Origin of the sequence: Thermopolyspora flexuosa, from assembly GCF_006716785.1 — a bacterium.
Taxonomy (GTDB): Bacteria; Actinomycetota; Actinomycetes; order Streptosporangiales; family Streptosporangiaceae; genus Thermopolyspora; species Thermopolyspora flexuosa.
This window is the reverse complement of record NZ_VFPQ01000001.1, coordinates 1299159-1321984: the sequence shown is the minus strand read 5'-3', so window position 1 is coordinate 1321984 and position 22826 is coordinate 1299159. Positions and strand designations below refer to the sequence as shown.

Sequence of the window (22826 nt, the reverse complement as noted above, 5' to 3'; positions counted from 1 at the left end):
CGCTCACCGGGTGGCGAGCCGGATCACGTTCCACGACGCGGGCGGCAGCATCGCGTGCAGCGTGCCGTCGCCGATCGCGGACGTGCCGACGGGGCGCGGCCGTACCCGGTCCGGGTCGTCGGCGGTGTTGCGCGCCTCGAGGTCGGGGTCGGAGAGCACCGAGTGCTCGAGGATGCGCGGCTCGCCGAACGCCCGGACCGTGGCGTGCAGCTCGAGCGCGTCGGTGAGCGAGCGGTTGACCGCGAACAGGGTGAGCGTGCCGTCCTCAGCGAGCACCGCGGTGGCGTGCAGGGCGGGCACGTCCCCCGCGTACGGCGCGTTCGGCTCGACCCGCAGCACGGTGCCGCGGCCGTACCGGCTGGCCTGGGCGAACGGGTGGAAGATGGTCTGCCGCCAGGCGCGTCCGCCCGGCTCGGTGACGATCGGGGCGATGACGTTGACGAGCTGGGCGAGGCAGGCCATCTTCACCCGGTCGGCGTGCCGGAGCAGGGCGATGAGCAGGCTCCCCACGACGACCGCGTCGAGCACGTTGTAGTGGTCCTCGAGCAGGCGCGGGGCGTGCCGCCACTCGGTGGGCGGGTCGGCCTGGTGGCGGGACATGTACCAGACGTTCCACTCGTCGAACGACAGGTGGATGCGCTTGTCCCGCTTGAGCTTGGCCCGCACGTGGTCGCAGGTGGCGATCGCGTCCTCGATGTAGGCCTCCATCATCGCCCCGGAGGCGAGGAAAGTTTCAAGGTCGCCGTTGAGCGGCTCGTAGTAGGCGTGCAGGGAGATGTAGTCGACCTGGTCGTACGCCTCCTCGAGCACGGTGGCCTCCCACGCGCCGAAGGTCGGCATGCCCGCGCCCGAGCTGCCGCAGGCCACGAGCTCCAGGTCGGGGTCGATCATGCGCATGGCGCGGGCGGTCTCCGCGGCGAGCCGGCCGTACTCGTGCGCGGTCTTGTGCCCGGTCTGCCAGGGCCCGTCCATCTCGTTGCCGAGGCACCAGATCCGGATCCCGTACGGCTCGCGCGCGCCGTGCGACGCGCGCAGCTCGGACAGCGCGGTGCCGCCCGGGTGGTTGGCGTACTCGAGCAGGTCGCAGGCCTCCTGCACGCCGCGGGTGCCGAGGTTGACGGCGAGCATGGGCTGCACCCCGGCCCGCCGGGTCCAGATCATGAACTCCCCCAGGCCGAACGCGTTCGGCTCGATCGACTTCCACGCCGGGTCGAGCCGGACCGGGCGCTCGGGCCCGACCCCGTCCTCCCAGCGGTAGCCGGAGACGAAGTTGCCGCCGGGGTAGCGCACCACGGTCACGCCGAGCTCGCGCACGAGTTCCAGCACGTCACGGCGGAGTCCGTGCTCGTCGGCGGTGGGGTGTCCCGGCTCGTACACGCCGGTGTACACGCACCGGCCGAGGTGCTCCACGAAGGACCCGAACAGCCGCGGATCGACGGTCCCGATCGTGAAGGCGGGGTCGAGGGTGAGGGTTGCGTGCGTCAATCCGACCTCCCGTCACGGTACGCACGTACCTGGTCCATCCGGGGGAGCCTAGAGCAGACCCGGCATCTCCGGGCAGGCGGGAGCGTTTCATCCACCCTTCACCCACAACGACCGATCGGTCGCGCTACTCCGCCTCTTTACTCTTCGCCCGGTAATCGGAGATCGTCTCGTCTACCATCGTTGCGGCCCGTGGCGTGCGGCACGGGGACGCCCGCACCGGCCGTGCACGACCCGCCGGGGCCTTCCCGACCGCAGGACGACCGAAGGACACCACCATGCCCCTGGCGGCCGAAGTCGCACTGCCCGCCCGCGCCATCCTGGGCGAGGGCCCGACCTGGGACGACCGCACCGGCACGTTGCTGTGGGTGGACATCCTCGCCCGCCGCGTGCACACCTACTCCCCCGCCACCGGGGCCGACACGGTCGTCGAGACGCCGCAGCACGTGGGCGCGGCCAAGCCGCGCGAGGGCGGCGGCCTCGTGCTCAACCTGCGCGACGGCGTCGGCCTGCTCGACCCGGACGGCGGCTTCCGCTGGCTGGTCGAGTGGCCGGTCGAGGGCGTGCGGGGCAACGACGCCGCGGTGGACGCCGCCGGGCGGCTGTGGGCGGGCACCATGGCCTACGACATCCGCCCGGGCGGGGGACGGCTCAACCGGGTCGAGCCGGACGGCTCGTTCGTCACCGTGCTCGACAGCGTCACGATCAGCAACGGCATCGGGTGGAGCCCGGACGGCTCGCGCATGTACTACATCGACACCCCGCTGCGCCGCGTCGACGTCTTCGACGTGGACGGCGAGACCGGCCTGGTCACGGCCCGCCGTACCCTCACCGCGGTGACCCGGGGCCAGCCGGACGGGCTCACCGTGGACGCGGACGGCTGCGTCTGGGTGGCGCTGTGGGACGGCGGGGCGGTGCACCGCTACACCCCCGAGGGCGAGCTCGACCGGGTGGTCGAGCTGCCCGTCTCGCACGTCACCGCGTGCGCGTTCGGCGGCCCGGACCTGACCGACCTGTACGTCACCACCGCCTCCGAGGGCCTCGGCGAGGAGGTGCTCGCCACCCAGCCGCTCGCGGGCGCGCTGTTCGTCGTGCCCGGCGCCGGGGCGGGCCTGCCCACCGCCCGGTTCGCGGGCTGACCGGCGGGTGCCGCCCGGCCGTACGGCGGGCACGCTGTACCCGGAAGGCGGCGCCCGCGCGCAAGGCCACGGGACCGGCCGCCCCATGCCCGAGCACCGGAGGAGGCGCATGACCCAGCGACTGCCCGGCCTGAGGCCGGAGGAGCTCGACGAGGAGCAGGCGAGGCTGTACCGGGCGATCACCGGCGGGCCGCGCGGCACCGGCCCGCAGGCGTTCGCCCTCACCGATGAGCAGGGGCGGCTGCGCGGGCCGTTCAACGCGATGCTGCTCAGCCCGCCGCTCGGCGGCGCGCTGCAGGAGCTGGGCGCGGCCGTGCGGTACCGCTCGGTGCTGTCCGACCGGATCCGCGAGATGGCGATCCTCGTGGTCGCCGCGCACTGGGGCAGCCGGTTCGAGCGGGAGGCGCACGAGGCGGTCGGCCGCGCCTGCGGCCTCACCGAGGCCGAGCTCGCCGCCCTGCGCGAGGGCCGCGTCCCCGAGCTCGCCGACCCCGCCGAGCGCACCGCGGTCCGCACCACCGCCGCCCTCGCCGGCGCGGGCACGCTCACCGACGCCGAGTACGGCGAGGCCGTCGCGGCCCTCGGCGAACGCGGCCTGTTCGAGCTCACCACCCTCGTCGGCTACTACGCCACGCTCGCCCTCCAGCTGCGGGTCTTCGCCGGCGAGCGCAAGGAACCCTGACCGCGACCGAATTCTGGGCGACAAATCCTGATCGTCCGGATATGTGCACCCTGACCGGCGGGGATCCTCGGTAATCTCCGGTGCGACGGCCCAGGCCGGCGGCGGGCCGGCGGGGCCACAGGTAGGGCTACGGGCAGAGGTGCGTCGCGGTGAGCCGATCGCTGTTGCTGGAGAAGCCGGGTTCGTGGCGGATCGTCACGACGGATCTGCGGGATCCGGGGCCGGGTGAGGTCCTGGTGCGGGTCGAGGCGGCGGGCGTCTGCCGCACCGACCGCGACCTGTTCGAGGGCGGCGCCGGGGTGGATCCGCGCGCCTACCCGCTTGTGCCCGGCCACGAGTGGTCCGGCACCGTGCTGCACACGGGCCCCGGGGTCGACCGCGGGCTCGTCGGCGTGGCCGTGACGGGGGAGGTGCTGCGCAACTGCCAGGTGTGCGACCGCTGCCGGGAGGGCGACACCAACCTGTGCACCGGCGCCGGCGGCGAGTTCGGGTTCACCGAGCCCGGCGCGTTCGCCGACCGGCTGGTCGTCCCCGCGCGGCTGCTCCACCGCATCGCCCCGGAGGCGGACCTCGCCGCGGCCGCGCTGCTCCACCCGGCGGCGCACGCCGCCGCTGCCGTGCTGCGCGCCGGGGTACGGCCCGGCGACCGGGTGGCCGTGGTCGGCGCGGGCACGGTCGGCGTGCTCGCCATCCGGCTGCTCGCCGCCTGCTCCCCCGCCCGGCTGGTCGCCGTCGACCCGCGCGAGTCCCGCGCCGAGCCGGCCGTGGCCGCCGGGGCGGCCGCGCTCGTGGCGCCCGGCGCCGCGGGCGAGGAGTTCGACGTCGTGATCGAGGCCGCGGGCGGCTCGGCCGGCGCGCACGAGGCCATGCTGCTCACCCGCCGCGGCGGCACCCTCGTGCTCGCCGGCCACCCCGCCGGCCCCGGCACGCCGCTCGCGCCGGGCGACCTCGTCGCCCGCCAGCTCACCGTCCACGCGGTCGCCGGGGCGAACTCCGCCGCCTGGGCGCACGCGGTGCGCGCCTACAACGCGGGCCTGCTCGACCTGCGCGCGCTCGTCACCCACGAGCTGCCGCTCGAGGAGTACGGCGAGGCGATGCGGCTACTCGCCGACCCCGCCACCGGCAAGATCCTGCTGCGGCCCTAGCGGCGGCCGCGGCATGCGCATCAGGGAGGCCACCGTGCCCGACGCGGCGGGGATCGCCGAGGTGCACGTGCGGTCGTGGCGGGCGGCCTACCGCGGGCTGGTCCCGCAGCACCACCTCGACGGGCTCGACCCGGCCGAGCGCCGGGACCGCTGGTCGGCGCTGCTCGCCGACGACCGCCGGCCGCGCGCGGGCACGCTCGTCGCCGAGCTCGACGACCGGATCGTCGGCTTCGCGTCGATCCTCCCGGCTCGCGACGAGGACCTCGATCCCGCGGTGTACGGCGAGATCGCGGCCTTCTACCTCGACCCCGGCGTCTGGCGCCGGGGCATCGGACGGCGCCTCATGGCCGCCGCGCTGGCCCGGCTCGCCGCGGCCGGCTACCCGCGGGCGGCCCTGTGGGTCCTCGACGGCAACGTGCGGGCGCGGCGCTTCTACGAGGCCACCGGATGGCGCTGCGACGGCACGGTGAAGGTGGACGACAGCCGCGGCTTCCCGCTCACCGAGACACGGTACCGGCGCGAGGTGGGCGACCTCGTCCGCCGCGAGAAGTGACCCCCGGCCGTCTCCGCCCACCGGCCCGGTGGCGCGTCCGGCCCCGGGGCGGTACGGCTTGCGCCGTACCATTGGCGAGCGTTTCCACGGCGGTCCGCTCGCCTTCCCCCGAGTCGTGCCCATCCGGCCTGTGCGTATGGCCCGGTCGGCGTCGGCACGTCCCCCTCACCGCTCCGGCTCATTGCGCCGACACGGTCCGGTCACGTCGGCGGCAAGACTACGGAATGGCGGCCCGGAAGGCGGTGCCGTACGACGTCGGTGCCCCTCGCCGTGACTCCACGGCGATCAGGCCGGTACGTCTTGCAGTCCCATGATGGAATCATGGGATGACTGTCATGAGAATAACAGAACGAACACGGGCTCCTGTGACCGGGGTGGCGAAACAGGACGGCATCCCGGCCGTCGGCCGCGTATTCGCCGACGACCAGCATGCCATGTCTTGGTGATCAGCGCTCCCGCCATTGCACACGTCGGCCCGCGAACCACAGCGTGAGGCACGACAGGGCCGCCAGCGCGCCGACGTCGAGCCACAGCCGCCCGGTCACCGGCCCGAACAGCACCTGGCGGACCGCGGAGGAGGCGTAGGTCGCCGGGCTCGCGTACCCGGTGTGGACCACCCAGTCCGGCAGCAGCGCGGGCGGCACCACCACCGGGCCGATGAGCAGCAGCGCGATCGTGATGAGCAGGGTGACCGAGCCGGCCATCTCGGGGGTGCGGGCGGACACGCCGACGAACGCGCCGATCCCGGCGAGCGGGACGGCGCACAGCGGGAGCACCGGCAGCGCCAGCGGGTGCACCTGCACCGGCACGCCGAGCACGAGCGCCCCGGCGAGCAGGGTCACCACGATCGAGGGCACCGACAGCAGGAAGAACGCGATCACCGTGGCGAGGACGAGCAGGTAGCGGTGGACGGGCAGGGTGGCGAAGAAGTCGAGGGTGCCCATCGCCCGCATATACGCGAAGTTCGCCGCGACGTTGTTCTGGTTCTGGAACAGCAGCGCCACCACGATGGAGCCCGCCAGCACGTGGACGAGGTACTCCTGCCCGTACGGCCTGCCGACGAGGCCGAGCGCGAGCATGTTCACCAGCGGCACCGCCATGCCGGTGACGATCATCCCGCGCCACGACCAGCGGTGGTTCGACAGCTGGATGAGCAGCAGGTCGACGAACTGGGCGCGCCGGGTCGGGGGACGCCGGCCCGCGATCGGTGCGTCAGGAGACATAGTGCAGGTAGAGGTCCTCGAGGGTGGCCGAGTGCAGCCGGATGTCGGTGACGGTGGTGAAGTCGAGCGCGGCGAGCAGCTCCGGCACCCGGCCGTGGTCGACGGTGAGCCACCAGGTGTCCTCGGTGCGCCGCCACGGGACGATGCCGTCCGGCAGCGCGGGCTCCTTGCCCGGGAGGAACGACAGCGCCACGTGCCGCCGCGGGGAGATCGCCCGCTTCAGGTCGGACGGCCGGCCGAGCGCGACGAACCGGCCCTCGCGCATGATGCCGACCCGCTCGATCACCCTCTCGGCCTCGATCGCGTCGTGGGTGATGAGCACGATCGTGGTGCGGTGCCGCTCGTTCCAGTCGCGCAGCACGTCCCAGACGTACCGCCGGTTGGCCGGGTCGAGCTCGTTGGTGGGCTCGTCGAGGATGAGCACCGGCGGCCGTCCCGCCAGCGCGACCGCGAGCTGGACGAGCCTGCGCTGTCCGCCGGAGAGCCGGTCGCTCGACCGGTTGCGGATACCGGTGAGCCGCAGCAGCTCGAGCAGGTGGTCGCGCTCGGCCGCGGCCTGCCTGCGGCTCAGGCCGCGCAGGTGCGCGGTGAGGTAGAGCGCCTCGGCGACGGTGAGCCGGTTGAGCGCGGAGCCGCGCTGCGGCATGTAGCCCACGGTCATCGTGACGAAGCCGGGGTCCTTGGCCACGTCCCTGCCGAACAGCTCGATCGTCCCCCGGTCCGGCCGCAGCAGGTTGACCAGCTGCCGGACGAGGGTGGTCTTCCCGGCGCCGTTGTCGCCGAGCAACCCGAAAATCTCGCCCTCGTGGATCTCGAAGGTGAGGTCGTCGTTGGCGGGCCGCCGCTGCTTCGGAAAGGTTTTGGACAGGCCGGAGACGTTGTAGGCGACATGCGCCATGCAATCGCTCTTTCCGCTCGTTTGCCGGACTTCGCCCGCCAGTCTGCCCCGGGCGTGCGCCCGCCGTCCCGGGATCACGGAAAGATCACGGGCGTCCGGCCGCCGGTACGGCACGGCCGTACCGGCGATCGGGCGGCGCGCGTCACCCGGCCGAGCGGTTGCGGAACAGCCAGTAGAGGCCGAGGACCGGCAACACGAGCGGGATGAACAGGTACCCGCCGCCGTAGGCGGACCAGACGGTGGCCCGCGGGAACGCCTCCGGCACGAACAGGCTGAGCGTGCCCACCACGAGCACGCCGGTGAGCTCGATCAGGCACGCCACGAGCGCGGTACGGCGGGCCCCGCGGATCAGCGCCACGGTGAGGATGACGTAGACGAGCGCGGCGAACGCGGACAGCGAGTAGGCGACCGGCGCCTCGGCGAACCGGGTGGCGAGCTGCACCCCGGCCCGTGCCCCGGCGGCCAGGGAGAAGAACGCGTACACGGCCACGAGCACCCGGCCGGGGCCGGTGCCCACGCCGGTCGCCTCGGGGCCCTTCGTGGGCGCGGGGTTGCGCTCGGGGGCCTTCGCGCCCGAGGGCTTCGGCGTCCCGTCCATGCTCACCCCACCACCTGCCACAGCTGGAGGAGCCGCCCGACGAGCGCCGGGAGCGCGAGGCAGGCGACCGCGACGACGCCGCTGCCCCAGCGGGTGCGCTCGATCATGCCCCAGTACGCGCCGAAGATCGGGATCACGACCGTGCTGGCGAGGTAGCCGAGGAACACCACGGTCTGGCCGATCTCCACGCCGGAGATCAGCTTGGCGATCGCGATGACCGCCTGCACGAGCAGGGCCACCTCGAGCAGTCCGAGGCCCACGAGCTGCACCAGGCCGACGGGCCGGTTGCGGATCGTGGTGATCAGCGCGATGAGCGCGACCACCAGCGAGGCGATGATGATTCCGGTCGCCAGCGAGCCGATCATGGCGCTATCCGGTCGAGGGCGTACCACACGCGATGTAGCGTATCCGCTCGGCGGCCCGGTCCCGTCCCGGGCCCGGATCAGTCGAAGAACCGGCTGAGGTGCACGGCCTCCCATTCGGCGTCCCACGCGGGGCCGTGCCGGTCGCCGACCGGCTGCAGGTCGGCGAAGACGGTCGCGCCGTCGCACCCGGCGTGCAGTGCGCGGAACGAGGCCATGCGGCAGATGTTCTTGATCGTCTGCACGTCGATGAGCCGCACGTGGGTCGGGTCGGCGACCGCGTTGACGTGCCGCCACCACGGGGCGAGCACGTGCAGCAGGCCGCCCGGCCGCAGCACCCGCCGGATCTCGGCGAGCAGCGGCAGGTAGTCGGGCAGGTGCTCGAGCACGTGCACGGCGAACACCCGGTCGGCCGACCCGGTGCGGAACGGCAGCCCGGCCGACACGTCGGCGACCACGTCCACCGCCTTGGTCGGCCGCACGTCAACGCCGATGTGCGCGGGATCCTGCTTCACCTCGCCGCAGCCGAGGTCGAGCACGACCGGCTCCCGGCCCGCGACGCGCACCCAGTCCCACACCGCGTAGACCCCGTCGAGCCGCCCGATCAGCTCGCGCAGCAGCATGAGCGGCCGCTCGTCGGCGACCTCGCCGCGCACGTGCGCAACCCCGCCGTCGAAGGTCACCTCGACCGCCAGCCCGGCGAGGCGGCGGTCGTGCGCGAGCAGGTCCCGGGCGGCCTCGGTGAGGAACCGGTCGCGCAGGGCGAGGCGGTCGGCGGACGGCGGTCGGCTCGGCATATGCCGCGTGTACCCGGGCGGCCGCCGCCGCATGCCATGTCGTACCGGTGCGCCGGCGCAGGTCAGCGGGTCTCGACGCGGTAGTTGTACAGCGGCCGGTCCGGGCCCTGCGCGACGCGCTGCTTGACCAGCTCGCCGAGGCGGCGGTAGCCGTCCCGGTTGGGGTGGAAGCTGTGCGGATTGACCGGCGGCACGCCCAGCTCGAGCACGAGGCCGTTCAGGTACGGCTGCGCGGTGCCGACCTCGTGGCCGTCGAACGCGTCGTAGGCGTCGAGGTACTCCACGCTGCCCTGGCCGCGGAACGCGGCGATCAGCCGGTCGATGCCGTTCGCCACCCGCGCGATCTGGTCGTCGAGCTCCTTGGTCATGCGGTTGAGCCAGAGCTGGTCATCGGGGGTGAGGCTCACCGCGGGCAGCGGGCCGAGGCCCCGCACCTCCTCGGCGGGGCTCTTCGGGAACGGGCGGGGGTAGCCGACGACGATGATCCGGGCGCGCGGCGCGCGACGGCGGATCTCGGCGATCACCTCGTACAGGTCGTGGCCGAGCCGCTCGATGCGCCGCCGTACCTCGGGCTCCTGCCGCACGCAGGCGTCGGACCAGGTCACCCGGGTGAAGCACTCGGTGAGCACCGGGGAGAACCCGGCGTCGTTCCCGCCCAGGGTGAGCGTGACGAGGCTGGTGGCCGGGCCGATCCGCTCGATCTGCGGGGTGTGCCCGTGCTGGCCGCGCAGCACCCCGCGGGTGGTGGCCCCGCCGCACGCCCAGAACTCCACGCCCTCCGGGAACCGGTACGCCTCGCCGACCTGGGGCACGTAGGACTCCCGGGACCGGCGGCACGCGGTGGCGCCCGGGTTGACCGGCGCCTGCTCGTCCTGCTCGCCGAACGCGCCCTCGCCGGAGGAGTAGGAGTCGCCGAGCCCGACGTACGCGCCGGCCGTGGCCACCTCGGCCGCGCTCATCGGGCGGAGCACCGGGATCTCGCCGTTGTCCTGGCTCGGCGGGCAGGCGATCTCGGCGACCGCGCAGGCGAGCGGGTCGTACAGGCCGGCCGGGACGCCGCCGACGGCGAGCGCCGCGCCGACCGCCGCCGCGGCCACCGGCGCGGCCAGGCGCCGTACCCATCGGCCCCGGCCCGGCCGCCCGGCGGCGTCCGGCGGTGCCTCCGGCGGGCCCTGCGCGGCCTCCTCGGTCCGCGCCCCCGGCGGCCGGTCGTCGCCGCCGTCCCGCAGCGCCCTGGGCGGGGCCTCCCGATCGCCGCCGCCGTGCGGCGTTCCGGTCGAAGGCTCCCGATCCCCGATCCGTTGCCCTTGGTCAGGACACACGCTCGTTGCCTCCTACCCGTCGCCGGCTCCCTGCCGAGCACCACGAGTCTCCTCCTGTAGGTCATTGTGGTCATCGTCGGGCCGACGGCGGCGGGGCGGGGCCACGGGCGGCCGGTTTGTGGACGGGCGGCGCGAGTTATCCACAGGCGGGCGCGGTACGGCCCGGCGGCGCGCGGCCGCCCCATAGAGTGGCCGGGTGACCTCCCCAGAGACCGCCACCACCGGCGCCGGGGCCCCGCCCGGCGAGGCCGCCCGCGTGCTGCGCCGCGTCTTCGGCTACGACTCCTTCCGGCCGGGCCAGCAGGAGATCATCGAGCACGTGATCGCGGGCGGCGACGCGCTCGTGATCATGCCGACGGGCGGCGGCAAGTCGCTCTGCTACCAGATCCCCGCGCTGGTCCGGAAGGGCACCGGGGTGGTGATCTCGCCGCTGATCGCGCTCATGCAGGACCAGGTGGACGCGCTCACCGACCTGGGGCTGCGCGCCGGGTTCCTCAACTCGGCCCAGGACCTCGACGAGCGGCACTTCGTCGAGGCGCAGTTCCTCGGCGGCGAGCTCGACCTGCTCTACCTCGCCCCGGAGCGGCTGCGCTCGGAGGCGACGCTGCGGCTGCTCGACCGGGGCGAGATCGCGCTGTTCGCCATCGACGAGGCGCACTGCGTGGCCCAGTGGGGGCACGACTTCCGGCCCGACTACCTCGAGCTGTCCGCGCTGCACGAGCGGTGGCCGCACGTGCCGCGCGTCGCGCTCACCGCCACGGCCACGCCCGCCACGCGCGCCGAGATCGCCGCCCGGCTCGACCTGGAGCGGGCCCGGCACTTCGTCGCCGGGTTCGACCGGCCCAACATCCGGTACCGCATCGAGCCCAAGTCCGACCCCAAACGCCGGCTGCTGCGGCTGATCCGCACCGAGCACCCGGGCGACGCGGGCATCGTCTACTGCCTGTCCCGGGCCTCGGTGGAGAAGACCGCCGCGTTCCTCGTCGCCAACGGCATCACCGCGCTGCCGTACCACGCCGGGCTGGACGCGCGCACCCGGGCCGAGCACCAGGCCCGGTTCCTGCGCGAGGACGGGCTCGTCATGGTCGCCACGATCGCGTTCGGCATGGGCATCGACAAGCCGGACGTGCGCTTCGTCGCCCACCTCGACCTGCCCAAGTCGATCGAGGGCTACTACCAGGAGACCGGCCGGGCGGGCCGGGACGGCCTGCCGTCCACCGCCTGGCTCGCCTACGGCCTGCAGGACGTGGTGCAGCTGCGCAAGCTCATCGACGCCTCCGAGGGCGACGAGGCGCACCGGCGGCGGCTGTCCGCGCAGCTCGACGCGATGCTCGCGCTGTGCGAGACCGTCGAGTGCCGCCGCAAAGGGCTGCTCGGCTACTTCGGCGAGCGGTTCGACGGCCCGTGCGGCAACTGCGACACCTGCCTCGATCCGCCCGAGTCCTGGGACGGCACGATCGCCGCGCAGAAGCTGCTGTCCGCCGTGTACCGGCTGCGCCGGGAACGCGGCCAGCAGTTCGGCGCGGGCCACGTCATCGACATCCTGCTCGGCCGCCGCACGCCGAGGGTCGCCCAGTACGGCCACGACACCCTCACCGTCTTCGGCGTCGGCACCGAGCTGACGGAGGCCGAGTGGCGCGCCGTGGTCCGCCAGCTGCTCGCCCAGGGGTTGCTCGCCGTCCACGGCGACTACAGCGTGCTCACCCTCACCGAGGCGAGCGCCGAGGTGCTGCGCGGCCGCCGCGAGGTCCGGCTACGCCGCGACCCTCGCCGCCCGGCTCGCCAGGCGGCTTCCGCTCCCGCCGAGACCACCGCTCGCGCCACCCGCTCCGACGCCCGCCGCGCCGCGACCACCGACCTCCCCGAGGAGGCCCGGGACCTGTTCGAGCGCCTGCGCGCCTGGCGCGCCGCCACCGCCAAGGCCCAGGGCGTCCCGGCCTACGTCGTCTTCCACGACGCCACCCTCCGCGAGATCGCCCTGCACGTCCCCACCACCCTGGCCGCGCTCTCCGAGATCAGCGGCGTCGGCGAGAACAAGCTCAACAAGTACGGCGAGCAGATCCTCGCCATCACCACCGGCACCGCGCCGGACTCACCTTGCCCCGGCTCCTCCGGCCGCCATGATTCCAGCTGTACCCCACCCACTGCAGAGGTTGGAGCCACCCTGTTCGGCGACGGGCCAGACGGACCAACGGAAACGCAGCAAACTGGGCCTGATGATCAGGCGAGCACTGCGATCGCGGCCCTTGAGCAGGCAAGGGTGGGTGCTGCCGCCGATGCTGTGGGGGTTCGCGACGCTGTTCGAAATTGGAGCCGGCCTCGGTGGTAGGCCGGAGTGGTCAGCTCCTGTTCCTCCTGTTGGCCGTTGATTTCACGGTCGTCGCCGCCTGGGTCGAGATCGTCAAGAGAATCCCTCTGAAACAAGACAACTTCCAGTTAACCGGCCAGCGGAACTCCTTGATTGCCCCCTGGCGGGCCGACCCGCGAGATTCGCAGCGATCAGCGCACCACCACGGCGTGCGGGCCAGGTGGGCGGAGTTCGCCGATGACGGGGGCGCCGGGGATCTCGCCGGCGAGGAGGAGGCCGCCGGAGGTCTGGGCATCGGCGAGGAGGAGGCGGGTTTCCTCGTCGGTGGTGCCGAAGTCGGTCACCGGGGTCACCCAGGCGAGGTTGCGGCGGGTGCCGCCCGGGACGTAGCCGTCGCGTACCGCCTCGCGGGCGCCCTCGAGGAAGGGCACGGCCGCGGCGTCGATGACCGCGGTGACGCCGGAGGCGCGGGCGAGCTTGTAGACGTGGCCGAGCAGGCCGAAGCCGGTGACGTCGGTGGCGCAGCGGATGCCCGCGGCGAGCGCGGCGGCGGACGCCTCGTCGTTGAGGCGGGTCATCGTGGCGATCGCCTCGGGGAACACCTCGCCGGTCGCCTTGTGGCGGTTGTTCAGCACGCCCAGGCCGAGCGGCTTGGTGAGCGACAGCGGCATGCCGGGCTCTCCCGCGTCGCTGCGGAGCAGGCGGTCGGGGTCGGCGAGGCCGGTCACCGCGAGGCCGTACTTCGGCTGGGGGTCGTCCACGCTGTGGCCGCCCGCGACGTGGCATCCGGCCTGCGCGGCCATCTGCGCGCCACCGCGCAGCACCTCCACGGCCACGTCGTACGGGAGCACGTCACGCGGCCAGCACAGCAGGTTCACCGCGACGACGGGCCTGCCGCCCATCGCGTAGACGTCCGACAGCGCGTTGGCGGCGGCGATCCTGCCCCAGTCGAACGGATCATCCACCACGGGGGTGAAGAAGTCGACGGTGCTGACGACGGCGTTGTCGCCAGCAACCCTGACCACCGCCGCGTCGTCCCCGTTCTCAAGGCCGACGACGATCTCACCGGGCGCGTTCGCCGGCGCGGCCACCCCGAGGCCCGCCAGCACGTCCTCCAGCTCCCCTGGAGGGATCTTGCACGCACATCCGCCGCCCGTCGCGTAGTGCGTCAGTCGTTTGGTCAGCGCCGCCACGCACCCATGCTAGGTACGTGGACCGGCCGGATCGGGGAAGGCTCACGGCATGCCGAGGCAGCTCGCGGTCTCGGCCACCAGCTGGTCGACCACGTCGGCGAGCTCCCCGCGCTCGGCGTAGGCGGCGCGCTGCCGCGCGGCCGAGCTGCCCCGCGCGAACGCGGCGTCGGCGAGCTCCCGCACCGTCGGCCAGTCGCCCAGCGCGACGAGGATCGGGCGAAGCTCCTCCAGCAGGCTCTCCACCCGCTCCCGCGCGGGCACCGGCACCGGGTCGAGCACGGTCACGATGTCGCCCTCGAGGCCGTACCGGGCCGCCCGCCACGCGGCCGCCCGGGCCAGGGCCGGCCGTACCGGGGGAAGGGGCTCGCCCGCGGCGGCGGCCGCGCACTCCTTGATGACGAGGGCGCGGAACAGGGCCGCGATCAGGATCACGTCCTCGATCAGCGGCGTGGCGTCGCAGACGCGCAGCTCCACGGTCGGCACGTGCGCCGACGGCCGCACGTCGAAGTAGATCATCCCGGCGTCGAGCATCGCGCCCGCCCGCACCAGATCCGCCACCGCCTGGTCGTACTCGGCGGCGTTGGCGAACGGACCGGCCGGTCCGGCGGTGGGCCAGCGCTGCCAGGCCATCGTCCGGCTGCTCAGATATCCGCTGTCCCGGCCCATCCAGTACGGCGAGCTGACGCTGAGTGCGAGGAACACGGGTAAGTAGGGCTGGACCCGCTGGGCCACGGCGACGGCGAGGTCGCGGTCCGCGACGTCGGCGTGCACCTGCATGCTGCACACCATCTGCTGCCAGGCGAGCAGCTGGTAGCGGTCGCGCAGGAACCCGTACCGCTCCCCCTCGGTGAAGGCGTAGGCGTCCGGATCGGTGAGCGGGGCGGTGCCCGCCGCCACGGGCGCGAGGCCGAGCGGCCGGGCGGCCTCGATCAGCCTCGCCCGCAGCTCGGTGAGGTCCTTGCGCAGGTCCGCGAGGTAGAGCCACGGCAGGGTGTTCGTCTCCACCACCGAACGCTGCATCTCGGCGGCGTAGCGCCCGCCCGACAGACGCTCGAGTACCTCACCGGCGCGTGGCACCAGAGCGCGTGTGGCGAGATCGACGATGTGGAATTCTTCCTCGATCCCTACTGCGACGTTGTAATCCATGCGGGAGAAATACCCGCATCCACCCGCACACTTCGGAGTTCGCGAAGTTATCGCAAAAAGGTATTCGACCGGACAATCCACCCGGCGACGTCCCGTGTTCACCCCGGCCCGTCGCGTGACGAAGGAGCGCCGACGGGCTTCCGCAGGCGCTACCGTCGCACACGCCGCTGCCACGCGGCCCGGCGGGCCACCAAGGGCACCTTCGCGTCCTGGCCCGACCGGCTCATGCGATCCTCCGCGCGGCTATCCGGCTCCGGGGCCGCCGGAGGCCGCACGACACCATCCGTGTGCGGGCAGGCCGGTCTCAAGCCGAGCGAACCACCCTCGGCCCAGCGACGGGCACAACCGACGAGAAATGAACAAGCCGGACCTCGTGGGCCACGGCACGCCGCCCAGGCACGGCAAGCGGTGCCCGGCACGCAGGGACCCTCGACCGTGCGGCGCGTTTCGCGGTTCCCGCGGCACCGGCGCGAAGGGACGTGCCGCCGCCCAACGACGTGGTTCCCCCTAGGAGCTTCGAGGACATGCGGCGGCCGGACCCCTGCGGAACCACGGGCCGAGAAGGCCCTGGGTGCCCCGGAGGACCGGGTCCCCGGTCAGGTTTCCTCGGTCTGGACCGCGATGTCGTCGCTGCGCACCGGCTCGGGCAGGGTGCCGGCGTTGTGCTCCATGAGCCGCCAGCCGGACCGGCCCTGCTCGACCACCGACCAGGAGCAGTTGCTCAACCCGCCGAGCGCGTGCCACAGCTCCTCGGGCAGCCCGAGCAGGTGGGCGAGGCCGAACCGGATCGCCGCGCCGTGCGAGACCACGACGAGCACCTGGTCCTCCTCGATCCGCTCGGCCCAGCGCCGGATCGCGTCGGCCACCCGCGTCGCGACCGCCGATGCGGGCTCGCCGTTCGGGATCGACCAGATCGCGTACTCGTGCGGCCAGCGCTCCTTGATCTCCTGGCTGGTGAGCCCTTCCCAGTCGCCTCCGGACCGCTCCCGCAGGTCCTTGTCGACGTTGATGTCAAGCCCGGTGAGCCGGGCGAGGTGCGCCGCGGTGTCGTACGCGCGCCGCAGGTCGGAGGAGACGATGAGGGACGGCTTCAGCGAGGCGAGCAGCGAGGCCGCCCGGGCGGCCTGCGCCACCCCGGTCTCGTCGAGCTCGATGTCGGTGTGCCCCTGGAAACGGTGTTCGACGTTCCACCTGGTCTGACCGTGCCGCCAGCAGACCACCCGCCGGCTCACGAGGCCGCTCCCCCGCGCGCCCGCTGTGCCGCGAGCTGCGCCACCGTCTCGGGGAGCGGGATGACCGGGCAGTCCTTCCACAGCCGCTCGAGGGCGTAGTAGGCGCGGTCCTCCTCGTGCTGCACGTGCACGACGACGTCGACGAAGTCGAGCAGCACCCAGCGGCCCTCGCGCTCACCCTCCCGGCGTACGGGCTTGGCGTCCGCCCTGACCCGCATCCGCTCCTCGATCTCGTCGACGATGGCGCGTACCTGCCGGTCGTTCGGCGCCGAGCAGAGCAGGAACGCGTCGGTGATGACGAGCTGTTCGCTGACGTCGTAGGCGATGATGTCGTCGGCCAGCTTGTCCGCCGCGGCCTCGGCGGCGACCCTCACCAGCTCGAGTGATCTCTGGGATGCGGCCACGATGCGGTTTCGTCCTCCTGGGTGAGCGAACCCCTGCGGGTGTCTACCCCTTCAGGGTGCCCACTGTCCCCCCGTTGGTACAACCCCGTTTGTCACCAGCGTAATCGGGATGAACAGCTACCCCTGCTTCCGCCGGTAGAGGTGACGCTTGTTGATGTACTGCACGATCCCGTCCGGCACCAGGTACCAGATCGGCTCACCTGCGGCGACGCGCTGGCGGCATTCGGACGAGGAGATGGCGAGGGCGGGGATCTCGATGAGGCTCACCTTGCCCTCCGGCAGCCCCGGATCCTTGAGCACGTGCCCCGGGCGGGTGCAGCCGACGAAGTGCGCGATCTTAAACATCTCCTCCGCGTTCCGCCAGCTAAGGATCTGGGCGAGCGCGTCGGCACCCGTGATGAAGTAAAGCTCCACGTCCGGCCCGTACAGCGCCGCGATGTCACGCAGCGTGTCCAGCGTGTAGGTCGGGCCCGGGCGGTCGATGTCCACCCGGCTCACCGAGAAGCGCGGGTTGGACGCCGTGGCGATCACCGTCATGAGGTAGCGGTCCTCCGGGTCCGACACCTCCCGGTCCGCCTTCTGCCAGGGTCTCCCGGTCGGCACGAACACCACCTCGTCGAGCTGGAAGTGGTGCTGGACCTCGCTCGCCGCGACCAGGTGCCCGTGGTGGATCGGGTCGAACGTCCCACCCATGATGCCGAGACGCCTGATCTCCGCCCCATTTCTCATGACTTTGACGATAACCCCCGGCGAACCGTGATCCGCAGCCACCCCCGGCCTCGCCGCCCGCCCTCCGGCACGGTACGGCCCGCCCGCGGCGGCCCCGCCGATCCCGCCTCCCGGCCACGCTGCGTGACCGTGCGCCGGGCCGGCATGCCCTCGCCAGGGTCGGCGTCCGGTTTCGGCGAGGTTTCCGCGAACCGCGCGGAGCCCCGAATGCGGACGTAGCATGCCGACCATGACGACCATTCCGGATCGCAGACGCGTCCCTCTCCCCGGCATCAGCTCCCGGGCCTATGAACATCCCGCCGATCGGTCGGCGCTGGTCGCGATGCGTTCGCTCAGCGGCTTCGACTCGGTGCTCAAGCAGCTCTCCGGCCTGGTGAGCGAGCGGCGGCTGCGCCTGATGCGGCTCGCCTCGGCGGTGCGCACGAGCGACACCCAGTTCCGGTCGCTGCACGAGATGGGGCGGGACGCCGCCTATATCCTCGACCTGCCGCGGATCCCGGAGATCTACGTCCAGCAGGATCCGTCGGTGAACGCGATGGCGATCGGGTTCGACGACCCGTTCATCGTGGTCACCACGGGCACGCTCGACCTCCTCGACGAGGAGGAGCTGCGCTTCGTCATCGGGCACGAGACCGCGCACATCCTCTCCGGGCACGCGGTCTACCGCACCATGCTGCTCATCCTCACCCGGCTCGCCACCCGGGTGGCGTGGATCCCGCTCGGTTACATCGGCCTGCGCGCCATCGTCGCCGGGCTCGAGGAGTGGTTCCGCAAGTCCGAGCTGTCGTGCGACCGCGGCGGCCTGCTGTGCGGCCAGGACCCGGACGCCGCGATGCGCGCGCTGATGAAGCTCGCCGGCGGCACCCGCCTGCACGAGATGAACATCGAGGCGTTCCTCGACCAGGCCCGCGAGTACGACACCGCCGGGGACGTGCGCGACGGCCTGCTGAAGGTGCTCAACCTGCTCGGCACCACCCACCCGTTCGCCGTGGTCCGCGTCGCCGAGCTCGACCGGTGGCGCCGCAGCGGCGCGTACGAGGCGATCCTGAGCGGCGACTACCCGCGCCGCGAGGACGACCGGAACGTGCGGATCAGCGAGGAGATCAAGGAGGCCGCGCGCGCCTACCGCGAGTCCTGGTCGCAGTCCCAGGACCCGTTCATCGGCGTGCTCCGCGACGTCGCGGAGAGCGCGGTGAGCGCGGGCGAGCGCATCTTCAACCGCTTCGCCCGGCGGACCGGCTGACCGCCGGAAGCCGGAACCCCGTCCCCGGGCGGACGCACGGCGGGTCCGCCCGGACGCATCCCCGCATGCGGCGGGTCAGAGGAACACCACCACCGCCCGTACCGCGGCGGCGCAGATCGCGACGAAGCCGCCGAGCAGCGCGAGGGCGCGCAGCACGTCCCTGCGCAGCTCGGGCATGCGCATCCCGGCGCGATCCACCTCGCGGTCGATGATGCCGCCGCACACGATGCCGAACACCACCCCGGCGAGCGTGATCGGCCCGGGCAGGCTCCACCAGTCCTGCGGCTCGCGCAGGCCCGAGGCGAGCCACAGGCTCAGCGCCGCGCTCGCGCCCGCCACCAGGCCCGGCCAGACCACCGCGGTGACCACGGAGACCGCCAGCATCAGCGGGAAGGTGGCCAGCCGCAGCAGCGCCCGGCCCCAGCCCGGCCTGCGCCCGCGCACCAGCGCGTGACCGCTCCACAGCGCGCGGGCGAGCACGCCGAAGCCGGCGGTGACGAGGAAGGTGGCCGGCGCCCACACCACCGACGCGGCCACGCCGGGCACCGCGAGCAGCGCCAGCAGCAACAGCGCCGCGACGCCGCCCGAGGAGCGCTCCGGCGACCGGGGCTCGTCCACCGCCTCCCCCGGCGGCCCGTGGCCGGTACGGCGCCGCAGCCGCATGCGCCCCGCGCCCCGCGGCCCACCGGGCTCCCGCGGACCGGCGTCCCGGACCCCCGGCTCCCGCGCCACGTCCGCGTCACGCGCCCCGGCCTCGCGCGGCCCCGCCGCGCGCACGCCCTCCAGCGCCCCCTCGGCCGCGCGCGGACCGTCCGGCGGGGAGGCCACGTCCGCGTCCGCCCGCGCGCCCGCGCCGCGGGCCCGGGCGATCTGCGGCGGCCTGCGGCGGCCCCGCACCACCGCGCGGGACTGCGGCGTGGAGGCCCGCATGAGCCGGTCGAGCCGGGACGCGAGCAGCGCGGCCGCCGGGCGCTTGTCCGGCTCCCGGTGCAGCGCCGCCCGGATGTGCGGCAGCAGCGCCGCGGGCACGCCCGCAAGGTCGGCCTGGCCGTGCAGGATCGCGTACATCTGCGCCTCGGCCGACCCGCGGCCGAAGGTGGGCCGCCCGGTCGCCGCGAACGCCACGGTCGCGCCCCAGGCGTGCAGGTCCGCTGCCTCACCCACCGGCTCCCCGGCGAACAGCTCCGGCGCCGCGTACCCGGGGGTGCCGAGGAAGACCCCGGTGTCGGTCACCCGGGTGGCGTCCACCACGTGCGCGATGCCGAAGTCGATGAGCACCGGCCCGCGCGACGAGAGGATCACGTTCGCCGGTTTCAGGTCGCGGTGCACCACCCCGGCCGCGTGGATCACCGCGAGCGCGCTGGCGAGCCCGTGCGCGAGGGCGAGCAGTTCGGCGTCGCCGAGCGGGCCGTCCCGCCGTACCGTCTCGAGCAGCGTGTCGCCCTCGATGTACTCCATCACCAGGTACGGCCGGTCGCCGGAGAGGTCGGCGTCGAGCACGGTCGCCACGTACGGGCTCTCCACCCGGCGCAGCGCCCGCACCTCGCGGTCGAGGCGCATGCGCGCCGCCGGGTCGTCCTCGATCATGCTGCGCAGCAGCTTGATGGCGACGCGCCGACCGCGGCGGTCGCGGGCGAGGTAGACCTCGCCCATGCCGCCGCGCCCGAGCCGCTCATAGAGCGTGTACGGGCCGACCCGACCCAGGTTGCCCGCCCGCCGTCCACCCATAGGAGGTAAAACGTTAGCGTTCCAGAACCCAAAAGGCCCACGCGGCACGCCGAACTCGCAGCGAACGGTTACCGATTCGCCGCGCGGCGCCCAGGGGTTCACCGCCCGGCGATCACCGTACCCGAGGAGGTCCGCAGGTGCCCCTCGCCGGTGTACACCCACTTGGTGGAGGTGAGCTCCGGCAGGCCCATCGGGCCGCGGGCGTGCAGCTTCTGGGTGGAGATGCCGATCTCCGCGCCGAACCCGAACTCGCCGCCGTCGGTGAACCGCGTCGAGGCGTTCACCGCCACCGCCGCGGAGTCCACCATCGCGACGAACCGGCGGGCGTTCGCCATCGACCGGGTCACGATCGCGTCCGTGTGCGCCGAGCCGTACGTGCGGATGTGCTCCACGGCCTCGTCGAGCGAGCCGACCACCGCCGCGGCGATGTCGAGCGAGAGGTACTCGGCGTAGAAGTCGTCCTCGGTCGCCTCGACCACCTTCGCCCCGTCCGGCACCCCGGCCGCGATCTCCAGCACGCGCTTGTCGCCGTGCACGGTGACCCCGGCCGCGCCGAGCGCGCGCAGCGCCCGCGGCAGGAACTCCTCGGCGACCGCCTCGTGCACCAGGAACGTCTCGGCCGCGTTGCACACCGACGGCCGCTGCGTCTTGGCGTTGACGAGGATCTCCACGGCGATGTCGAGGTCGGCCTCGGCGTCGACGTACACGTGGCAGTTGCCCACCCCGGTCTCGATCACCGGGACCGTCGACTCCTCCACCACCGAGTTGATCAGCGACGCGCCGCCGCGCGGGATCAGCACGTCCACCAGCCCGCGCGCCCGCATGAGCCGCCTGGCCGACTCGCGGTCGGTGCCCGGCACGAGCTGCACCGCGTCCTGCGGCACCTCGGTGCCGGCGAGGGCGTCCCGCATCACCCGCACCAGCGCGGTGTTCGACTCGTACGCGCTCGACGAGCCGCGCAGCAGCGCCGCGTTCCCGCTCTTCAGGCAGAGCGCGGCGGCGTCCACGGTGACGTTCGGCCGCCCCTCGTAGATCATGCCGACCACGCCGAGCGGCACCCGGATCTGCCGCAGCTCCAGCCCGTTCGGCAGCGTGCTCCCGCGCACCACCTCACCGACCGGGTCGGGCAGGTCCGCCACCTGGCGCACCGCCTCGGCGATCGCCGCCACCCGCCCGGCGTCGAGCCGCAGCCGGTCGATCATCGCCTCGGAGGTGCCGGACTCGCGGGCGCGGGCCACGTCCTTCTCGTTCGCCGCGACGATCTCCTCGGTACGGCCCAGCAGGGCGTCGGCGATCGCGCGCAGCGCGGCGTCCTTGGGGGCGCGCGGCAGCGGCGCGAGCACGGTGGCGGCCTTCCTGGCCGCCTTGGCGACCTGCAGAAACTCTTCGGCCGCGCGGTCGTCGGCCCTCACTGAGTCGGCCATATCGCTCTCCCTACGCTCCGGTCAGGGGTTCCAGTATGACGATGTCGTCGCGGTGGACGAGTTCCCTCTCGTACTCGGGGCCGAGGGTGGCCGCGAGCTCGCGGGTGGACCGGCCGAGCAGCTCGGGGATCTCGGCCGCGTCGTAGTTGACCAGCCCGCGCGCCACCGTCTCGCCGTGCGGGCCGCACAGGTCCACCGGGTCGCCGGCGGAGAAGTCGCCCTCCACGGCGGTGACCCCGGCGGGCAGCAGCGACTTGCGGTGGGTGACGATCGCCTCCACCGCACCGGCGTCGAGCCACAGCCGGCCCCGCCCGGTGGTGGCGTGCGCGAGCCACAGCAGCCGCGTGCCCGGGTGCCTGCCCTGGGGGTGGAAGTAGGTGCCGACGTCGGCGCCGCTCAGCGCCTGGGCCGCGTACGCGGCCGCGGTGAGCACGACCGGGACCCCGGCCCCGGTGGCGATCCGCGCCGCCTGCACCTTGGTGATCATGCCGCCGGTGCCGACCCGGCCGGACTTGCCGAGCTCGACGCCGACGAGGTCCTCCGGGCCGCGCACCTCGGGGATGCGCCGCGCCCCGGGCCGCCGCGGGTCGCCGTCGTACAGCGCGTCCACGTCCGACAGCAGGATCAGCGCGTCGGCGTGGATCAGGTGCGCGACCAGGGCGGCGAGCCGGTCGTTGTCGCCGAACCGGATCTCGTCGGTGGCGACGGTGTCGTTCTCGTTCACCACCGGCACGATGCCGAGGTCGAGCAGCTTGGCGAGCGCGCGCTGCGCGTTGCGATGGTGGGAGCGGCGCATCATGTCGTCGGCGGTGAGCAGCACCTGCCCGACCCGCAGGCCGTACCGGGCGAACGAGGAGGTGTACCGGGCGACCAGCACGCCCTGCCCCACCGACGCGGCGGCCTGCTGGGTGGCGAGGTCCCGGGGCCGGGCGGTCAGCCCCAGCGGGCCGAGCCCGGCGGCGATCGCCCCGGACGAGACGAGGACGATCTGCCGGCCGGCGTTGCGCTGCGCGGCGAGCACGTCGACCAGCGCGTCCACCCGGTCACCGTCGATCATGCCCTGCGGGGTGGTGAGCGACGACGACCCCACCTTCACGACCAGCCGGTTCGCCGTCCGCACCCGCTCGCGATCCACTACCCCTCCGTTCACTTCCGGTCTCCTGCCACGCCCGCGGCACGCCGTGCGCGCCGTACGGCGGGCCGCACCGGCGTTCACCC

Annotated in this window: 21 protein-coding genes; 6 read left to right on the top strand and 15 right to left on the bottom strand. The window is 73.6% G+C overall.

What is annotated here, in order from left to right; translation table 11 throughout:
• Positions 1-3 precede the first annotated feature (3 nt).
• Positions 4-1485, bottom strand: a complete 1482-nt coding sequence (gene arfA, locus FHX40_RS05825) for an arabinosylfuranosidase ArfA (RefSeq protein ID WP_142258658.1) — start codon at positions 1483-1485, stop codon at positions 4-6.
• A gap of 275 nt (positions 1486-1760) precedes the next feature.
• Here arfA and FHX40_RS05820 point away from each other — a divergent pair, with 275 nt between their 5' ends.
• From FHX40_RS05820 to FHX40_RS05805, 4 genes are all read left to right on the top strand, one after another.
• On the top strand, positions 1761-2621 hold the full coding sequence (locus tag FHX40_RS05820; RefSeq protein ID WP_142258657.1) for an SMP-30/gluconolactonase/LRE family protein: 861 nt from the start codon (positions 1761-1763) through the stop codon (positions 2619-2621).
• A gap of 109 nt (positions 2622-2730) precedes the next feature.
• On the top strand, positions 2731-3303 hold the full coding sequence (locus FHX40_RS05815; RefSeq protein WP_142258656.1) for a carboxymuconolactone decarboxylase family protein: 573 nt from the start codon (positions 2731-2733) through the stop codon (positions 3301-3303).
• 149 nt (positions 3304-3452) lie between these two features.
• Positions 3453-4448: a zinc-dependent alcohol dehydrogenase gene (locus tag FHX40_RS05810; protein ID WP_142258655.1), complete on the top strand. Its 996-nt coding sequence runs from the start codon at positions 3453-3455 to the stop codon at positions 4446-4448.
• Between the two features lie 13 nt (positions 4449-4461).
• Entirely contained in the window at positions 4462-5001 is a 540-nt protein-coding gene (locus FHX40_RS05805) for a GNAT family N-acetyltransferase (RefSeq protein ID WP_142258654.1), read from the top strand.
• Positions 5002-5447: 446 nt separating this feature from the next.
• Here FHX40_RS05805 and FHX40_RS05800 read toward each other — a convergent pair whose 3' ends face one another.
• The 6 genes from FHX40_RS05800 to FHX40_RS05775 all read right to left on the bottom strand — a co-directional run bounded on the left by FHX40_RS05800 (position 5448) and on the right by FHX40_RS05775 (position 10201).
• Entirely contained in the window at positions 5448-6224 is a 777-nt protein-coding gene (locus FHX40_RS05800; protein WP_142258653.1) for an ABC transporter permease, read from the bottom strand.
• Complete coding sequence (locus tag FHX40_RS05795) at positions 6214-7122, bottom strand: ABC transporter ATP-binding protein (protein ID WP_142258652.1); 909 nt, start codon at positions 7120-7122, stop codon at positions 6214-6216. The genes FHX40_RS05800 and FHX40_RS05795 overlap by 11 nt, the downstream gene beginning before the upstream one ends.
• Before the next feature lie 142 nt (positions 7123-7264).
• Positions 7265-7720, bottom strand: a complete 456-nt coding sequence (locus FHX40_RS05790; protein WP_229788729.1) for a hypothetical protein — start codon at positions 7718-7720, stop codon at positions 7265-7267.
• Positions 7721-7722: 2 nt separating this feature from the next.
• Positions 7723-8085, bottom strand: coding sequence for a hypothetical protein (locus tag FHX40_RS05785; protein WP_142258651.1), 363 nt, complete (start codon positions 8083-8085; stop codon positions 7723-7725).
• A gap of 77 nt (positions 8086-8162) precedes the next feature.
• Entirely contained in the window at positions 8163-8879 is a 717-nt protein-coding gene (locus tag FHX40_RS05780; protein WP_142258650.1) for a methyltransferase domain-containing protein, read from the bottom strand.
• A 62-nt stretch (positions 8880-8941) separates the two neighbouring features.
• On the bottom strand, positions 8942-10201 hold the full coding sequence (locus tag FHX40_RS05775; RefSeq protein ID WP_142258649.1) for an SGNH/GDSL hydrolase family protein: 1260 nt from the start codon (positions 10199-10201) through the stop codon (positions 8942-8944).
• A 196-nt stretch (positions 10202-10397) separates the two neighbouring features.
• Here FHX40_RS05775 and recQ point away from each other — a divergent pair, with 196 nt between their 5' ends.
• The gene (recQ, locus tag FHX40_RS05770) at positions 10398-12530 is read left to right on the top strand and encodes a DNA helicase RecQ (RefSeq protein ID WP_211350178.1); all 2133 of its coding nucleotides are present in this window, start codon (positions 10398-10400) and stop codon (positions 12528-12530) included.
• Between the two features lie 170 nt (positions 12531-12700).
• On the opposite strand, the gene selD is transcribed toward recQ, so the two are convergent.
• The 5 genes from selD to nadD form a co-directional block, all read right to left on the bottom strand.
• Positions 12701-13702, bottom strand: a complete 1002-nt coding sequence (gene selD, locus FHX40_RS05765; protein ID WP_211350176.1) for a selenide, water dikinase SelD — start codon at positions 13700-13702, stop codon at positions 12701-12703.
• Positions 13703-13744: 42 nt separating this feature from the next.
• On the bottom strand, positions 13745-14848 hold the full coding sequence (locus tag FHX40_RS05760; RefSeq protein ID WP_142258648.1) for a carboxylate-amine ligase: 1104 nt from the start codon (positions 14846-14848) through the stop codon (positions 13745-13747).
• A gap of 596 nt (positions 14849-15444) precedes the next feature.
• Positions 15445-16080 carry a histidine phosphatase family protein gene (locus tag FHX40_RS05755; RefSeq protein WP_142258647.1) on the bottom strand — a complete coding sequence of 212 codons (636 nt, stop codon included), beginning with the start codon at positions 16078-16080 and terminating at the stop codon, positions 15445-15447.
• Entirely contained in the window at positions 16077-16484 is a 408-nt protein-coding gene (rsfS, locus tag FHX40_RS05750) for a ribosome silencing factor (protein WP_142258646.1), read from the bottom strand. Before rsfS ends, FHX40_RS05755 begins: the two co-directional genes overlap by 4 nt.
• Positions 16485-16601: 117 nt before the next feature.
• Positions 16602-17213, bottom strand: a complete 612-nt coding sequence (nadD, locus tag FHX40_RS05745; protein ID WP_142258645.1) for a nicotinate-nucleotide adenylyltransferase — start codon at positions 17211-17213, stop codon at positions 16602-16604.
• Between the two features lie 229 nt (positions 17214-17442).
• On the opposite strand from nadD, the gene FHX40_RS05740 reads away from it, so the two are divergent.
• A complete protein-coding gene (locus tag FHX40_RS05740; RefSeq protein WP_142258644.1) occupies positions 17443-18456 on the top strand; it encodes a M48 family metallopeptidase in 1014 nt (337 codons plus the stop codon).
• A 75-nt stretch (positions 18457-18531) separates the two neighbouring features.
• On the opposite strand, the gene FHX40_RS05735 is transcribed toward FHX40_RS05740, so the two are convergent.
• The 3 genes from FHX40_RS05735 to proB form a co-directional block, all read right to left on the bottom strand.
• Positions 18532-20184 (bottom strand): serine/threonine-protein kinase, encoded by a 1653-nt coding sequence (locus tag FHX40_RS05735; protein WP_142258643.1) that lies wholly within the window; start codon positions 20182-20184, stop codon positions 18532-18534.
• A 98-nt stretch (positions 20185-20282) separates the two neighbouring features.
• The gene (locus FHX40_RS05730) at positions 20283-21608 is read right to left on the bottom strand and encodes a glutamate-5-semialdehyde dehydrogenase (RefSeq protein ID WP_142258642.1); all 1326 of its coding nucleotides are present in this window, start codon (positions 21606-21608) and stop codon (positions 20283-20285) included.
• 10 nt (positions 21609-21618) lie between these two features.
• On the bottom strand, positions 21619-22758 hold the full coding sequence (gene proB / locus FHX40_RS05725) for a glutamate 5-kinase (RefSeq protein WP_229788604.1): 1140 nt from the start codon (positions 22756-22758) through the stop codon (positions 21619-21621).
• Positions 22759-22826 lie beyond the last annotated feature (68 nt).

Excerpts from the sequence above, each read along its gene's own strand:
- FHX40_RS05820 (WP_142258657.1), top strand. The coding sequence starts at position 1,761 with ATGCCCCTGGCGGCCGAAGTCGCACTGCCCGCCCGCGCCATCCTGGGC.
- FHX40_RS05815 (WP_142258656.1), top strand. The coding sequence starts at position 2,731 with ATGACCCAGCGACTGCCCGGCCTGAGGCCGGAGGAGCTCGACGAGGAG.
- FHX40_RS05805 (WP_142258654.1), top strand. The coding sequence starts at position 4,462 with ATGCGCATCAGGGAGGCCACCGTGCCCGACGCGGCGGGGATCGCCGAG.
- FHX40_RS05800 (WP_142258653.1), bottom strand. The coding sequence starts at position 6,224 with ATGTCTCCTGACGCACCGATCGCGGGCCGGCGTCCCCCGACCCGGCGC.
- FHX40_RS05795 (WP_142258652.1), bottom strand. The coding sequence starts at position 7,122 with ATGGCGCATGTCGCCTACAACGTCTCCGGCCTGTCCAAAACCTTTCCG.
- FHX40_RS05790 (WP_229788729.1), bottom strand. The coding sequence starts at position 7,720 with ATGGACGGGACGCCGAAGCCCTCGGGCGCGAAGGCCCCCGAGCGCAAC.
- FHX40_RS05785 (WP_142258651.1), bottom strand. The coding sequence starts at position 8,085 with ATGATCGGCTCGCTGGCGACCGGAATCATCATCGCCTCGCTGGTGGTC.
- FHX40_RS05780 (WP_142258650.1), bottom strand. The coding sequence starts at position 8,879 with ATGCCGAGCCGACCGCCGTCCGCCGACCGCCTCGCCCTGCGCGACCGG.
- FHX40_RS05760 (WP_142258648.1), bottom strand. The coding sequence starts at position 14,848 with ATGGATTACAACGTCGCAGTAGGGATCGAGGAAGAATTCCACATCGTC.
- nadD (WP_142258645.1), bottom strand. The coding sequence starts at position 17,213 with ATGAGAAATGGGGCGGAGATCAGGCGTCTCGGCATCATGGGTGGGACG.
- FHX40_RS05740 (WP_142258644.1), top strand. The coding sequence starts at position 17,443 with ATGACGACCATTCCGGATCGCAGACGCGTCCCTCTCCCCGGCATCAGC.
- FHX40_RS05735 (WP_142258643.1), bottom strand. The coding sequence starts at position 20,184 with ATGGGTGGACGGCGGGCGGGCAACCTGGGTCGGGTCGGCCCGTACACG.
- FHX40_RS05730 (WP_142258642.1), bottom strand. The coding sequence starts at position 21,608 with ATGGCCGACTCAGTGAGGGCCGACGACCGCGCGGCCGAAGAGTTTCTG.